Source organism: Luteibacter sp. 22Crub2.1, assembly GCF_900167995.1.
Classification (GTDB): Bacteria; Pseudomonadota; Gammaproteobacteria; order Xanthomonadales; family Rhodanobacteraceae; genus Luteibacter; species Luteibacter mycovicinus.
Genome location: NZ_FUYT01000028.1, coordinates 7,501 through 22,222, shown reverse-complemented (window position 1 = coordinate 22,222; position 14,722 = coordinate 7,501). Strand labels below are relative to the sequence as shown.

General features: G+C 66.4%; 15 protein-coding genes (1 of these 15 cut by a window edge). 7 read left to right on the top strand and 8 right to left on the bottom strand.

The features are described from left to right. On the top strand, positions 1 to 239 hold a 239-nt coding region (locus B5X73_RS20300), incomplete at its 5' end, for an IS3 family transposase (protein ID WP_139382866.1). Positions 240 to 309: 70 nt separating this feature from the next. On the opposite strand, the gene B5X73_RS20295 is transcribed toward B5X73_RS20300, so the two are convergent. The 3 genes from B5X73_RS20295 to radC all read right to left on the bottom strand — a co-directional run bounded on the left by B5X73_RS20295 (position 310) and on the right by radC (position 3,918). Beyond that, complete coding sequence (locus tag B5X73_RS20295; protein WP_043691654.1) at positions 310 to 1,065, bottom strand: SPOR domain-containing protein; 756 nt, start codon at positions 1,063 to 1,065, stop codon at positions 310 to 312. After that, positions 1,066 to 2,754: an arginine--tRNA ligase gene (gene argS, locus B5X73_RS20290; RefSeq protein ID WP_079523070.1), complete on the bottom strand. Its 1,689-nt coding sequence runs from the start codon at positions 2,752 to 2,754 to the stop codon at positions 1,066 to 1,068. It abuts the gene before it with no gap. Between the two features lie 492 nt (positions 2,755 to 3,246). Continuing rightward, entirely contained in the window at positions 3,247 to 3,918 is a 672-nt protein-coding gene (gene radC, locus B5X73_RS20285; protein WP_036118650.1) for a RadC family protein, read from the bottom strand. 255 nt (positions 3,919 to 4,173) lie between these two features. Here radC and coaBC point away from each other — a divergent pair, with 255 nt between their 5' ends. Genes coaBC through B5X73_RS20270 form a run of 3 tightly spaced genes read left to right on the top strand, consistent with a single transcriptional unit; the run spans position 4,174 to position 8,202 of the window. Continuing rightward, positions 4,174 to 5,385: a bifunctional phosphopantothenoylcysteine decarboxylase/phosphopantothenate--cysteine ligase CoaBC gene (gene coaBC, locus B5X73_RS20280; protein ID WP_079523069.1), complete on the top strand. Its 1,212-nt coding sequence runs from the start codon at positions 4,174 to 4,176 to the stop codon at positions 5,383 to 5,385. Next, positions 5,382 to 5,837, top strand: a complete 456-nt coding sequence (dut, locus tag B5X73_RS20275) for a dUTP diphosphatase (protein ID WP_079523068.1) — start codon at positions 5,382 to 5,384, stop codon at positions 5,835 to 5,837. The genes coaBC and dut overlap by 4 nt, the downstream gene beginning before the upstream one ends. 25 nt (positions 5,838 to 5,862) lie before the next feature. Next, a complete protein-coding gene (locus B5X73_RS20270; RefSeq protein WP_079523067.1) occupies positions 5,863 to 8,202 on the top strand; it encodes a phosphomannomutase/phosphoglucomutase in 2,340 nt (779 codons plus the stop codon). Positions 8,203 to 8,219: 17 nt separating this feature from the next. Here B5X73_RS20270 and B5X73_RS20265 read toward each other — a convergent pair whose 3' ends face one another. From B5X73_RS20265 to B5X73_RS20255, 3 genes are all read right to left on the bottom strand, one after another. Further along, positions 8,220 to 8,870, bottom strand: a complete 651-nt coding sequence (locus tag B5X73_RS20265; protein ID WP_043691662.1) for a hypothetical protein — start codon at positions 8,868 to 8,870, stop codon at positions 8,220 to 8,222. Between the two features lie 101 nt (positions 8,871 to 8,971). Then, positions 8,972 to 9,619 (bottom strand): orotate phosphoribosyltransferase, encoded by a 648-nt coding sequence (pyrE, locus tag B5X73_RS20260; protein WP_079523066.1) that lies wholly within the window; start codon positions 9,617 to 9,619, stop codon positions 8,972 to 8,974. An 11-nt stretch (positions 9,620 to 9,630) separates the two neighbouring features. Further along, a complete protein-coding gene (locus tag B5X73_RS20255) occupies positions 9,631 to 10,131 on the bottom strand; it encodes a GNAT family N-acetyltransferase (protein ID WP_079523065.1) in 501 nt (166 codons plus the stop codon). Between the two features lie 58 nt (positions 10,132 to 10,189). Here B5X73_RS20255 and B5X73_RS20250 point away from each other — a divergent pair, with 58 nt between their 5' ends. The 3 genes from B5X73_RS20250 (at position 10,190) to B5X73_RS20240 (ending at position 12,653) form a co-directional block, all read left to right on the top strand. Continuing rightward, on the top strand, positions 10,190 to 10,960 hold the full coding sequence (locus B5X73_RS20250) for an exodeoxyribonuclease III (RefSeq protein ID WP_079523064.1): 771 nt from the start codon (positions 10,190 to 10,192) through the stop codon (positions 10,958 to 10,960). Between the two features lie 77 nt (positions 10,961 to 11,037). Beyond that, entirely contained in the window at positions 11,038 to 12,261 is a 1,224-nt protein-coding gene (locus tag B5X73_RS20245) for an AmpG family muropeptide MFS transporter (RefSeq protein WP_079523071.1), read from the top strand. An 80-nt stretch (positions 12,262 to 12,341) separates the two neighbouring features. After that, positions 12,342 to 12,653 (top strand): ribbon-helix-helix protein, CopG family, encoded by a 312-nt coding sequence (locus tag B5X73_RS20240; protein ID WP_051944325.1) that lies wholly within the window; start codon positions 12,342 to 12,344, stop codon positions 12,651 to 12,653. Between the two features lie 16 nt (positions 12,654 to 12,669). Here B5X73_RS20240 and B5X73_RS20235 read toward each other — a convergent pair whose 3' ends face one another. Together B5X73_RS20235 and B5X73_RS20230 are read right to left on the bottom strand one after the other, a co-directional pair. Beyond that, positions 12,670 to 13,791 (bottom strand): anhydro-N-acetylmuramic acid kinase, encoded by a 1,122-nt coding sequence (locus B5X73_RS20235; RefSeq protein ID WP_079523063.1) that lies wholly within the window; start codon positions 13,789 to 13,791, stop codon positions 12,670 to 12,672. Between the two features lie 3 nt (positions 13,792 to 13,794). Continuing rightward, positions 13,795 to 14,722: the 3' portion of an OapA family protein gene (locus tag B5X73_RS20230; RefSeq protein ID WP_079523062.1), read on the bottom strand. The gene runs 572 nt beyond the window's last position; the window shows 928 of its 1,500 coding nt (coding positions 573-1,500); the start codon falls outside the window, past its right edge — the gene reads right to left on this strand; its stop codon occupies positions 13,795 to 13,797.

The following is a 14,722-nucleotide window of genomic DNA, read 5'->3' as shown; positions in this document are numbered from 1 at the left end:
CCGATCGGGCGGTCACGCAGAGCATGTCGCGCAAGGGTAACTGTCTTGATAACGCAGCGATGGAGAGCTTTTTTGGCACGCTGAAGGCCGAATACTTCCATCTCAACCAGTTCGATAGCGTCGAAGAGCTCAAGCGCGGCATCGACGACTACATCCACTATTACAATCACGAACGCATCAAGCTGAAACTAGAAGGCCTGAGTCCGGTGCAATACCGGACCCAGGCCTTGAGTGCCTAGCTCAAACTGTCCAACTTCTTGGGGTCAGTTCATTCGGCGGGATTTTTTTGGCGGCGGCGAGGGAGTGACCTCAGCCGCCTTCCTTCAGGGCAATGGCGCTGATGCCCGCCGACTGCAGGCGCTGCTTGGTGCCTTCCAGATCGGTTGCCGACTTGAACGGGCCGAGACGCACGCGGTTGTAGGTCTGCGAACCGACCTTCACCGACTGGACGTTGGCGACGAAGCCCTGCAAGGCGAGCTTGGCCTTCAATGCCTCCGCATCGGCGGCGCTCGGGAACGCGCCAACCTGCAACAGGTAACCCGGGCTGCCCGTCGCGGCAGCGGGGGCGGCGGGCTGTGACGGAGCGGCGGTGACCGTCTGCGTCGCGGCCTTCGGCAGATTCGCCGCGGCCTGCTGCACCTGAGCCTGCTGCTGGGCGGCGGCAGCCTGCTGAGCCTGCGCCTGCTGGGTCTGTTGCGCGGCCAGTTGCTGCTGTTTCTGCTGCTGGGCTTCGGCACTGGCCTGGGCGCGGATCTCGGCGTCCGGAATGCGGACTTCCTTCTCCGAGAGCACCGAGTAGAAATCGTACGACGGCTTCTTCGGTTTCTCGGGTGCGGTCTGCTCGACGACGCCCGGGTCGCTGCCCTTCTGCGCGGTGGCTTCCGGGTTCGGCGCCGGGCCCTGCTGCTTCTGCATCATGGGAATCAGCGTGCCGCGCATGGCGAAGGCCATGAGCAGGGCGCCGGCGAGGATGCCGATCAGTGCCCAGCCCCAGCCGGGCATGCCGCCGCTCGAACCGTTGCGGACGGCCTGACGGCCTTTCGTCGCCTTCTTGCGTGTTGCCATTTACATGCTCTCCGGGGCCGAAATGCCCAGCAGATCCAGACCGTTGCGAAGCACCTGCTGCGTGGCCGCCACAAGCGCGAGGCGGGCGTCACGCAGATCGGCGTCGTCCACGATCCACTTATGCTCGTGATAGTAACTGTGGAGCGTGCCCGCGAGTTCGCGCAGATACTGCGCGATCAGGTGCGGTTCCAGATTGGCGGCTGCCGACTCGACCATTTCGGGATAACGCGACAGCTCGACCATCAGCGCCGACTCGTGCTCGGTGGCGAGCAGGTCGAGCTTCGCGAGACCGTTGCCCCGATCCGTGGACAGCCCGCGGTCGGCCAGTTCGCGGAAGACGCGGCTGGCGCGCGCGTGCGCGTACTGGATGTAATAGACCGGGTTGTCGTTGCTCTGCGAGCGGGCCAGGTCGATGTCGAAGACCAGCTGCGAATCCGCCTTGCGGGCGATCAGGAAGTAACGCGTGGCGTCACGGCCCGCTTCGTCGATGAGGTCGCGCAGGGTGACGTAGGAACCGGCGCGCTTGGAGATCTTCACCTCTTCGCCGCCGCGCATCACCGTCACCATCTGGTGCAGCACGTATTCCGGCCAGTTCTTCGGAATGCCGGTGTCGAGCGCCTGCAGGCCGGCTTTCACGCGGGCCAGGGAGCCGTGGTGATCCGAACCCAGCTCGGTGATGGCGCGCTCGTAGCCGCGCTGCCACTTGGTGCGGTGGTAGGCCACGTCCGGGAGGAAATAGGTGAACGTGCCATCGGACTTGCGCATGACGCGGTCCTTGTCGTCACCGAAATCCGTCGAGCGGAGCCACAGCGCGCCGCCTTCCTCATAGGTATGTCCGTGGGCCACGAGTTCCTTCACGGTCTCGTCGACCCGGCCCTCGCTGTAGAGCGACGACTCGAGGTAATACACGTCGAAACCGACACCGAACGCCTTGAGGTCCAGATCCTGCTCGTTGCGCAGGTAGGCCACGGCGAAGCGACGGATATCGTCCAGGTTGTCGGCGTCACCGGTACCGACGACGGTCTCGCCGTCGGCTTCGACCGATTCCTTCGCCAGAAAGGCGCGGGCCACTTCGGCGATGTAGTCGCCGCGGTAGCCGGATTCCGGCCAGCCCGCTTCGTCCGGGGCGATGCCCCTGGCGCGCGCCTGCGTGGACAGGGCCAGATTCGCGATCTGCACGCCCGCGTCGTTGTAATAGAACTCGCGGAACACTTTCCAGCCGCTGGCGGCCAGCAGGCGACTCAGGCTGTCGCCGATCGCCGCCGCGCGGCCATGGCCGACATGCAGCGGGCCGGTCGGGTTGGCCGAGACGAACTCGACGCCCGCCGTACGGCCACCGCCGTCGCGGTTGTGCCCGTAGCGGTCGCCTTCGGCCAGCGCGCGATCGATCTCGGCGTGGAAGGCGGCCGGCGCCAGGAAGAAGTTGATGAAGCCCGGGCCGGCGATGTCGACCTTGCCCACCAGGGAGGAGGCGGGAAGCGCTTCGACCAGGTCCGTGGCGAGATCGCGCGGCTTACGGCCGGCGGCCTTGGCCATCATCATGGCCACGTTGGTGGCGAAGTCGCCGTGCTCGCGGTTGCGCGTGCGCTCGATCACGAACGTGGGCGCGACGAAATCAGACGGCAGTTTGCCGGACTCACGCATAGCCCCGATGGCCTGCAGGACGAGTTGTTTCAGCTGTGCTTTCACGGGATGGGCGACGCGGATATGGAACCGGCAATCCTATCAGAAGGGCCACATGGGCCGATCGTCCAGGGTAGCTCCCGGTTTTCCACAGCCTGTGGATAACTCTGTGGGCAATAACGACGCGCTGCGACCTCGCGCCACATGGCGCCTCGTTGACATCGCAGCGTAATAACTAAAGTAACGCATAAACAATGGCTTGCAAGACTGACTTGCGCCGAGACACCAGCTGTGACGTCCAAGTGGCAAATCGGCGCAATGTGCATAAGTCGAATCCTGCAAGTGCCGTGGCGTCGTTCCCGGAGCGTTCCACCGCACGCGTCACACGCGATGCGCCGCCGCGTCACGGGGCTGTCATCGCCCATCGTCACAATTCATCGTGTGCCCGGTGTCTCCCCGGCCCAACGGCACAAAGGGCTCACCACGCCCCTCCCTCGAAATGGTGACCCCAACGGCGCGAGCGGCACTCGCGCCGTTTTTTTTGCCTGAAATCCGGACTCAGATCAGTCCCCGGTCCGCCATGGACACCGGCTCGCCCTGCCCGATCACCAGGTGATCGAGAACCCGGATATCCATGAGTTTGAGGGCATCGACCAGCACGCGGGTGATCTCGCGGTCCGCCCGGCTCGGTTCGGCCACGCCGGACGGGTGGTTGTGGGCGAGGATCACCGCCCCCGCGTGGTGACGCAGGCAGGCCCGGACGACCTCGCGCGGATAGACGCTGGCGCCGTCGAGCGTGCCGCGGAACAGTTCTTCATACCCGAGCACCCGGTGCCGGGTATCCAGGAACAGGCAGGCGAACACCTCGTAAGGAAGGTGCCGCAGCCGGGCCTTGAGGTAAGCGGCGCTATCTTCCGAGGAACCGATGGCCGGCAGGTCGGTGAGTTCTTCTTTCAACGACCGGCGGGCCAGTTCGATGGTCGCGACCAGCCGTGCCCGCTTGGCGGGCCCGACGCCGCTGAGTCTGGGCAGCTGGTCGGGATCCGAGAGCAGACGGCCGAGGCTGCCCGCTTGGGCGAGCAGTGCCCGGCCGGTCGCGACGGCATCCCGTCCGGCGACACCGTTACCGAGGACGACGGCGAGCAGCTCCGCGTCGGACAGCGCGCTCGCGCCGTGAGCCAGCAGGCGTTCGCGAGGGCGGTCGCCGACCGGCCACTCCCGGATGGTCAGACCGCGTACGCCGGGCGCGCCGGCGGTCGTCGCGTTGAATGCCGGTGCGTTGTCGCGCACGGCCGAACGATGGAGATGCCCCCGCTTCATGAGTCGTTCTTCCTGATGACCAGCCCGCGGCCGGAGAGATCCCCAACTTAGGATCGTCGCGGACGAATGGCGATAGAACGATTCTGAAAATGCGGGGCAATATGGGTGCGAGGCATGAGCCGGTCCGCTAAGCTTGATGACCCCTCGCCACCGCGCCGTTTTGCCATGAGTCTTCGCCAGCGTCGCATCCTCATTGGCGTTACCGGTGGTATCGCCGCCTACAAGATCTGCGAACTCGTCCGCCGCCTGCGCGACCTCGAGGCCGAGGTGCGCGTGGTGATGACCGAAGGCGCCACGCATTTCGTCACACCGACCACCTTCCAGGCGCTTTCGGGGCAGCCGGTGCGGGTCAGCCTGTGGGACGAGCAGGGCGAGGCCGCGATGGGCCACATCGAACTGGCCCGCTGGGCGGAGCGCGTTCTGATCGCGCCGGCGAGTGCCGACACCCTCGCGCGGCTCGCGCACGGCCATGCCGACGACCTGCTGACCACCGTGGTGCTCGCCACCGCCGCGCCTGTTTACGTCGCTCCGGCGATGAACCAGCAGATGTGGGCCAACCTCGCCGTACAGGCGAATGTCGGCACGCTGCGGGTCAGAGGTGTCGGCGTCCTCGGCCCCGCCGACGGCGATCAGGCCTGCGGCGACATCGGCTCGGGCCGCATGCTCGAGCCGCATGAACTCCGCGACATCCTCGTCGCCTCGTTCGGCGATCAGTCGCTGCGCGGCCGTCGTGTCGTGGTCAGCGCCGGCCCTACGTACGAGGACATCGATCCCGTACGCTTTATCGGCAACCGCAGCTCGGGCCGCATGGGCTTCGCGGTGGCCGCCGCCGCACGCGATGCCGGCGCGGACGTCACCCTCGTTGCCGGCCCGGTATCGCTGCCGACACCCCACGGGGTACGACGCGTGGATGTGCGCAGCGCCCGTCAGATGCACGACGCCGTGCTGGCGGCATCCGACGGCGCGGCTATCTACATCGGCGCCGCCGCGGTCGGCGACTACCGTCCCGCCGATGTCGCCGGTCACAAACTAAAGAAGGCCGACGGCGCGCCGTTACGCCTCGAACTGGCCGAGAACCCGGACATCATCGGGACGCTCGCCGCGCAACCGGTGCATCCGTACCTCGTCGGCTTCGCCGCCGAAACGCGGGAGGTGTCCGGTTACGCCCAGGACAAGCTGCGTCGGAAGGGCCTGGACATGATCGCCGCCAACGAAGTGGGGGCGGGCAAGGGCTTCGAGGTGGCGGATAACGCACTGCATCTCTACTGGCCCGATGGCGACATCGTGCTACCCGAGATGCCGAAGACCGAACTGGCGCGTCATCTGATCCAGCATGTCGCCCATCATTTCCTGGCTGCACACGGACACACCTCTTGATCGACATCGAACTGAAGATCCTCGACCCGCGGCTCGGCGACACCATTCCCTTGCCTGAGCCGGCCACCGGCGGCAGTGCCGGCATGGATCTGCGGGCGGCGGTGGAAGCCCCCGTGACGCTGGCCCCCGGTGAGAGCCTCCTGGTACCGACGGGTCTGGCCATTCACATCGGCGACCCGGCCTGGTGTGCTCTGATCGTGCCGCGCTCGGGCCTGGGGCATAAACAGGGTCTGGTCATGGGCAATCTGGTGGGCGTCATCGATGCCGACTACCAGGGGCCGCTGATGATTTCGTGCTGGAATCGTGGAAACGCACATGTGACCATCGCGCCGGGTGACCGGGTTGCGCAATTATTGCTGGTTCCGGTGGGACGGGCGCGGTTGCGCGTAGTGGAAGGATTCGCACCTTCGCAGCGGGGCGAAGGCGGGTTCGGTTCGACCGGTATTGGCTGATTCGCCGAGGGATACAAGGGGCACCATGGCTGGGAAAGAGGGTGGGGAAGGGCGGGGGTCCCGGACCGATCTGCGACGTTTGCTGCCGCTGGCCGGCGCGACGCTGCTTATCGTGGCGGGTGCGTTCTGTGCATGGCAGGCCTGGCTGATCGCGGACGAAAGTGCCGCGGCCGAGCGTACGCGTGCGGCGCAGCGGCAGACCGTGAGCGAGCTTGCCAGCCTTTACGGCGCGAAACGCCAGCAGTTCCTTCGCGCGGCGGCCGACCCATCCGTGGAAGCGGCGATCGACGATCACGCCGCGGCGGCCGCGCGGTTACATGCCCTGTTGCCGGCGGCGAAGGTCGTCGAGGTGTACAGCGCCGGGCTGGACGAAGTGGTCCGGGCCAACTTCCGCGAATTCGGCTATGCCAAGGCGGCGCAGCTGATGGCGGCCCTCGGCTCGTCCGAGCCGCCAGTCGCGGCGACGACCCTGCATGGCAGCGAGCGCAATCTCTCGGTCGCTGAACCGATTTCGGTCGGCGGTACGGTGCGCGCCTGGGCGTGGCTCGAGTATCCGTTCGACGACATGGCGGCGCGTTTCGAAGCATCCTCGCCGGGCGGCGGTCGCCTGGCCCTGAGGCAAGGCGATGGCGACACCGGCACGACGCTGCTTGCCAAAGGTTCGCGTTCCGTCGGGGTGGACGGGCAGGAGATCGTCATCGCCGGTACCTCCTTGTATGTAAAGGCGGCGATGCCCGAGGCCTTCATCGTCATCCCGCATTCCGAACTCCTGGCCGTGTTGCTCACCCTCATCGGGCTGGGCGGCGGTGCCTTCCTGCTCTGGTCCAGCCGTCGTCAGCCGACGGTCGTCGAAGCCGAGCCCGAGCCCGAGATTCTCGTCGCCGACGTGCCGCGGAGGCCGCGCCTCCCGCCGACGCCACAGGCAGGCGGCAACGTGGTCCGCGAGACGGTGCGTGCGCCGGCAACCGCTCCGGCGGCGATCGATCCGTCCATCTTCCGCGCCTACGACATCCGTGGCGTGGTCGGCACGTCGCTCTCACCCGACGTGGCACGCCGTATCGGTCAGGCGATCGGCGGTCTGATGACCGAACGCGGTCTGCACGAGATCGTGGTCGGCCGGGACGGCCGTCTGTCGGGTGAAGCGCTGACCGCGGGATTGTCGGACGGCCTGCGTGCCGCCGGCATCGACGTGATCGATATCGGCCTGGTTCCCACGCCGTTGGTGTATTTCGCCGCCTACCATCTGGGTACCGGCTGCGGTGTGGCCGTGACGGGCAGTCATAACCCGGCGGATCACAACGGGTTCAAGATCGTGGTCGGCGCCGAGACGCTGGCCGATGCCGCCATCACCGATCTGTATCGCCGGATCGTCGAGGGCAGGCTGCGCGAAGACGGCGTCGGCACCTGGCGTGAGCAGTCGATCATCGAGCCGTATGTGGCCCGCATCGTCGGTGACGTCTCCGCGGAGCGCCGCCTGAAAGTGGTGGTCGATGCGGGCAATGGCGCAGCGGGTGTCGTCGCGCCCCGTGTCCTCGAGGACATCGGCTGCGAAGTCATTCCGCTGTACTGCGAGGTCGACGGTCGCTTCCCGAACCATCATCCCGATCCGTCCGACCCGCGTAACCTGGGCGACCTGATCGCGGCGGTGCATACCATCGGCGCCGATCTGGGCATCGCGTTCGACGGCGATGGCGACCGGCTCGGCGTGGTCACGGCCAGCGGGGAGATCATCTTCGCCGACCGGCTGCTGATGCTGTTCGCTCAGGACGTGCTGTCCCGCAATCCGGGTGCGACCGTCATCTACGACGTCAAGTGCACGGGCCATCTTCGCAAGGTCATCCAGGATGCCGCCGGCGTGCCGCTGATGTGGCGCACCGGACATTCGCTGATCAAGAGCAAGATGCGCGACACCGGAGCCGCGCTGGCCGGCGAGATGAGCGGCCACTTCTTCTTCGCGGACAACAATCGCTGGTATGGCTTCGACGACGGCATCTACGCCGCCGCCCGCCTGCTCGAGATCGTTGCCGGCGATCTCGAGGAACGCACCGTGGCGGAACTGTTCGATGCGCTGCCCAGGAGCGTCTCCACCCCGGAGCTGAAAATGCCGGTCGCGGAGGAGGGCTCGGCGTTCCGGTTCATGGAAAGCTTCAGCGCCGCATCCAGCTTCGAAGACGCCCGGGTCACGACGATCGACGGTATCCGTGTCGACTGGCCGGACGGATGGGGGCTGGTGCGTGCATCCAATACGTCGCCGGCCCTGATCTTCCGTTTCGATGCCGACAACGCGAAATCGCTCGAGCGTATCAAGCAGGCCTTCCGCCAGCGCCTGCTGGCGGTCGACCGGAACCTGCCCCTGCCGTTCTGAGCGGTGATCCGCCGGCCTCAGCGGCCGGCGGCGGCCTTCAGTTCGCGGTAGTGCTTCAGCTGTGCGTCCATGTTCACCTGGGCCGCATCCTTCGCGGTCATCTGGCGCTGCAACGTGGCGCGTAACCCGGCCACCGTGTTGCGCTGTTCGGTGATGCGGGAGCTGAGATACGGCGGCACGGGCTGCTTGCCGCGTTCGAGGTCGCCCGCGCGGTTGAGCAGGTCGGCCAGTGCCTTCTCCTGTCCCTGCAGATTCAGCCGCGTGGTGCGCGCCGCCTGTTCGACGTTATCCAGTTCCGCTTGCTTCGCCGTGGCGAAGGCGGCTTCATTGGGATACGCGTTGAGCAGCTGCGCGTCGTCGCGCTTTTGCTGATCGGCGGCGGCCTGGGCGGCTGCCTGCTGATCGGCCAGCTTCTTTGCGGCGGCGCGTTCGTCCGTGGTCAGCTGACGGTCGACGTGTTTGATCACGACGCCCTGCGAGTTGACGACGTCGTAGCCGGCTTTCATCGCATCGGACGTCAGGCTGTCGCTGAAAAACGACTGGCCGCTCGCATCCTTCCACTTGTAACGGAACGCGCTGTTGTTTCTCGTATTGTCCTGACCCGCGGCGAACGCGGTCGTGCCAAGGCACAGTGCCGCCCCCGCGAGGATGTAACGAACTGCCTGCATGATGTCCCCCTCCTGTCGGCTGAGTATAGCCAGCGCACGGGGAGAGGCCAGCTTGCCGGACGCAAGCGGCCTTTTACGCGTGACGCAGTCGCCGTTTTCGGTCAGGCGCTGACACCGTATCGTTCGCGATAAGCCAGCAGGCGACCGTGTTCGCTGGCCAGTTCAGGGCGCTCCCCCGCGTAGGTGAGCACATCGGCGAGGGTGGCGATGGCGACGACCGGGATACCGAACTGTGCCGCCACTTCCTGTGCCGCCGACAGCTCGCCCTGGCCGCGTTCCTGGCGGTCGAGCGCGATAAGCACGCCGGCAGGCTCGGCGCCCTGCGACCTGATCAGTTCGAGCGATTCGCGCACGGCGGTGCCGGCGGTCATCACGTCGTCGACGATCAGCACGCGGCCCTTGAGCGGTGCGCCGACGAGCGTGCCGCCTTCACCGTGCTCCTTGGCCTCCTTGCGGTTGTAGGCCCACGGCACGTCCCGGTCCTGGGTGTCGGCCAGAGCGATCGCGGTCGCGGCGGCCAGGGCGATCCCCTTGTAAGCCGGGCCGAACAGCATGTCGAAAGGGACGCCGGAGCGCGTCGCGGCGGCGGCGTACGAACGGCCGAGCCGGGCGAGGGCGGCACCGGAGTCGATCCGGCCCATGTTGAAAAAGTAGGGGCTGCTGCGACCCGACTTCAACGTGAACTCGCCGAAGCGCAGCACGTCACGGGCAAGGGTCAGTTCAATGAATTCGCGCTGGTAGTCGTGCACGTCGGTCTCTCTCAGGGTTTCCAGGGATGCAACAGGCGCCACATCACGTACTGCGGGCCGATCGGGCCGCCATGGTACAGCTCGTCGTGTTCGAGGTACCCGGCGCTGCGGTAGACGTGGACCGCCGCTTCGTTGCGTACGTTCACCATCAGCAGGATGCGCTCCTTGTCCGGGTGCCGGCCTTCGACATAGGCCTGGATGCCATCCAGGGCGCGACGCCCCAGGCCTTTCCCCTGCCAGCGGGCATCGATCATGAAGCTGCGCAGCGCGACCGCGCCGTCCACCAGGGGATGGTCGCCCAGGGCCACCGCACGACGGTCGATGCGCACGTAACCGACGACGTCATCCTCGACCAGCAGGGCCAGGGCCTCGCTGCCCGGGCAGACGGCGGCATCGGCCATCGAATCGACCGTGCGTCCGACAAAGGGCAGCTGGGCCGGGTGCACCGCGACATCGAGGACGGCGTGGCGGAGTTCGGCGGTGACGGGCGTGACGCGGACGGGCTGGCTCATGCGCTCATTGTAGGCGCAGGTATGATGGCGGGATCGTCGAATACCCGATCAAGGTCCCATGCGCATCATTTCTCTGAACGCCAACGGTATCCGCTCCGCCGCCACGAAGGGTGTCTTCGACTGGCTTCGCGCACAGGATGCGGACGTCGTCTGCCTGCAGGAAACCAAGGCCCAGGAGTCGCAGCTCACCGATCCGATGTTCCGTCCGGACGGCCATCACTGCTTCTATCACGACGCGCGCAGCAAGAAGGGCTACAGCGGCGTGGCGATCTACTCGAAGCGCGAGCCGGACGAAGTACGCGTGTCGCTGGGCCGCGAGGACTTCGATTGCGAAGGGCGTTATATCGAGGCGCGCTACGGCAACCTCAGCGTGGTGTCGTTCTACATCCCGTCGGGCTCATCCGGTGACGAGCGTCAGCAGTACAAGTTCCGGATCATGGAATGGCTGACCCCGATTTTTCGTGAGTGGGCGGCCAGCGGACGCGAGTACGTGCTCTGTGGCGACTGGAACATCGTCCACACGAAAAACGACATCAAGAACTGGACGTCGAACCAGAAGAACTCGGGCTGTCTGCCTGAAGAACGTGCGTGGCTCGACCTGCTCTTCAAGGAGATCGGCTGGGTGGACAGCTTCCGCGCGCTGAAGCCCGACGCCGTCGAGTACACCTGGTGGTCCAACCGCGGTCAGGCCCGCGCCAACAACGTGGGTTGGCGTATCGACTACCAAATCGTGACGCCGGGTCTGCGCGACCGCCTGCGCGACTGCTCGATCTACCGTGACGAGCGTTTCTCGGACCACGCCCCCTTCATCGTGGATTACGCCGAGTGAGCCAGGCGCCAGGCGCGTCCCGCTACAAGGGCCTGCGTGGCGTCAGCGCCGCGTTCGCCCAGCCGGGCGCGGTCATCATGCTGTTCTTCGGCCTGGCGTCCGGCCTGCCATTCCTGCTGGTCGGCAATACGCTGTCCGCGTGGCTGAAGGAGTCGGGCGTCGACTACGGCGCCATCGGCGTCGCCAGTTACGTCACGTTTGCCTACAACTTCAAGTTTCTCTGGGCGCCCCTGGTCGACAAGTGGCGCCTGCCTTTATTCGGACGACTGGGACTGCGTCGAGGCTGGTTGCTGTTCGCCCTGATCCTGCTCGGTATCGGTCTGCTCGGCATGGCGAGCTTCCCGCCGACCCTTTCGCTGGCGCGTTTCATGGGCGTGACGCTGGTGGCCGCCTTCGCCGGCGCGACCATCGACATCGTGGTGGATGCGTACCGAGTCGAGATCGCTCCGCCGGAAGCGCAGGGTGCCCTCGCGGCCACGTACACGCTCGGCTACCGCCTCGGCCTCATTGCGGGCGGCGCAGGCATCCTGATCGTGGCCGATGCGCTCGGCTGGCAGCGCGGCTACGTCGCGATATGCGCGCTGCTCGTCGTTCCCATCGTGGCGGTGCTGGTGGCGCGCGAGCCGGAGCACCGCGTGCGCGAGCGCGTGCCGCTGAGCGTCGCCATTCAGGAGGGCTTCGTCGGTCCGTTCCGCGATTTCCTGTCCCGTTACGGCCTTGGCCTGGCACTGGCGCTGCTGCTTTTCGTGGCCTTGTTCCGCCTACCGGATCAGATGCTCGGCGTCATGGCGTATCCGTTCTATCTGGATGCGGGCTTCAGCAAGACGCAGATCGCCGAAGTCTCCAAGGTGTATGGCGTCATCATCGGCATCGCCGGCGCCTTGCTGGGCGGCTGGGCCGTGACCCGCTTCGAGATGCGGCGCCTGCTCGCCGTCGCCGCTGTCGGTGTCGCGTTGTCGAACCTGCTCTATCTGCTGATGGCGATGAATCCGGGTCAGACGTGGGCTTTCGTGGCCACGCTGTCGGGGGACAACTTCGCGCAAGGTTTCGCGGGCCCCGTGCTGGTGGCCTTCATGTCGGGGCTGGTCAACCGTCAGTTCACCGCCACGCAGTACGCCTTGCTCAGTGCGCTGGCGAACCTGCCCGGCAAGCTGATGGGCGGTCTTTCCGGCTTTCTGGTCAAGGATTCCGGTTACGCGGCGCTCTTCATCGTGAGTACGGTTTCCATCGTGCCGACGCTCGTCCTGCTGGGTCTGCTGTGGCGCAAGATGCCGCGTCCCGAGGCCGTCAACACGGATTAGGCCGAACGGCCTGTCTTTGCAACGTGCGAAAACTGTGTAAGATTTCCGGCACAGGGGGCATGCGCGAGGAGGTAACGCACGTGCCAGATATCGTTGTAAGACATATCGACGAGCAAATGGCTGAGCGGATCAAAGCGCTCGCCCGGGAACGCCGCTGGTCGATCAATGAAGTCATTCTCCACGCGTTGCGTTACGGGCTGGGTCTGAGTCCGGGCGACGTGTTCAGCGAGCTGTTGCTCGAACCCGGTGACATCGCCCACCTCACCGGTGCGTGGGATGCCGAAGAGCAGGCGGCGTTCCAGGAGGCACTCGCGGCGCTGGCGCAAGCCTCGCCGTCGTCGCTCGCCGACGCCGCGACCCGGCAGGCGTCACAGCCGTCCGAGACGTTCTAGCCGTCGCTCGATGGATTCAGCTCAGCGGTGCCGCGTAGAGGGCACCCAGCAGCCGGGGGCCAGTCGCCCCTGTCACCGCCGCCAGGTTTCCCGGCTCGCCGCGCAGTCGGCGATAAGCAAGCCACGCGAACGCCATCGCCTCCATCATGTCGGGATCGATCCCGAACTGCGTGCTCCGCAATAGCGGGCGCCCTTCGAGGCGTGCGGCGATCGCGCCCATCAGCGCGGCGTTATGCACGCCACCACCGCAGGCGATGACGTCGACGGCATCCGGCGCATGCCGCCCGATCGCGTCGGCGATACTCACCGCGCTCAGGGCGAGCAGTGTCGCCTGCACATCTTCAGGAGGCAGTTCGGCCACGCGCGGATGCATGTCCAGCCACGCGAGGTGGAAATGTTCGCGACCGGTGCTCTTGGGCGGTGGCAGGGCGAAGTAGGCGTCGTCCAGCAATCCGGCAAGCAGGCGTTCGTCGATCTGGCCCGATGCCGCGAAGCGGCCGTCCCTGTCGAACGCTTCGCCGCGATGACGAAGACACCACGCGTCCATCAATCCGTTCGCGGGACCGGTATCGAAGCCGGTGACGCCACCGTCCGCGCCCAGCCGTGTCACGTTGGCGATGCCGCCCAGATTGAGTACGACGCGCGAACCGGCCGAGGGACGCAGTACCGTCGCGTGGAACGCCGGCACCAGCGGCGCGCCCTGGCCGCCGGCGGCCACGTCGGCGCGGCGGAAGTCGGCCACGGTATCGATGCGCGTACGTTCCGCGATCACGGAGGCGTCGCCGATCTGCAGGGTGAACGGGTGGTCTCCGCTCGGGCGATGACGAATCGTCTGCCCATGCGAACCGATGGCGACGACCTCATCGGCGCGTACGCCCGCCATACCTAGGACGGCGTGCGTCGCCTCCGCGAAGGCCAGGCCAACGGCGACATCGAGCCGCCCATAGCGGTCGAGGTCGAGTCGCTCCTCGTCCTGCGCCACGGCGAGGATCAGCCGGCGCAGGTCATCGTTCCAGGGATGCGTCAGTCCGGCGACCAGCGCCGGCGACTCGTTCTCGAAGCGGACCAGCGCGGCGTCGATGCCGTCGGCGCTGGTTCCGGAAATGAGGCCGATGTAGAGGCCGTCAGCGTTGGCCACGAATCAGTCGGTGCTTTTCGTGCCGTTGTCGGCGCGTGCAAGCCTGGTGCTGTTGTCGACCTGCTTCAGGCGGGCGAGCTGCGGACCGACCACTTCCTTCTTGAACCTGGCCAGCTGCGCGGCCGGAAGCGGCTCGGGCTTGGGCAGGGTGACCGTCTGCGGATCGCGCTGCACGTTGTTGACGCGGAATTCGTAGTGCAGATGCGGGCCGGTGGCGAGGCCGGTCATACCGACAAAACCGATGGTGCTGCCCTGGCTGACACGCTGGCCGACGCGCAGGTTGGCGAACTTCGACATATGGCCGTAGGCGGTGCTGATCGTGGCGTTGTGCTGGATGACCACGAAGTTGCCGTAGCCGTTCATCCAGCCGCGGAACTTGACGACGCCATCGCCGGCGGCGTGGATCGGCGTGCCGGTGGGCGCGGCGTAGTCCACGCCCTTGTGAGCGCGCATCTTGCCGAGGATCGGATGCATGCGGCCGGCGCTGAACTGTGAGGAGATGCGGGTGAAGTCGACCGGGATGCGCAGGAAGGAACCGGTGAGCGGGCGACCCTCCTCGCTGAAGTAACTGTATTTGCCGTCGCCGTTCTTGTAGCGGTACGCGGTGTAGCGCTTGCCCTGATTGACGAACTCGGCGGCGACGATGTCGCCTTCCCGCAGGAACGCGCCATCGCTGTACACGTCGTCGTAGACGACGGTGAAGTTGTCGCCGACGCGCAGGTCCTGCACGAAGTCGATATCGAACTTGAACACCTCCGCAAGCTTCAGCACCATCGCGTTGCTCATGCCGGCCTGCGAGGCCGCGCCGAACAGCGAGCTGTCGATGACGCCGTGCGCGATGTGCTCGCGACGCTGCACGTCACGCGTCTGGGTGGTGAGCTGCGGCTTGTCGCCGTCGATACGCAGGGTGGCGATGTTGGCCTCGTCCTGA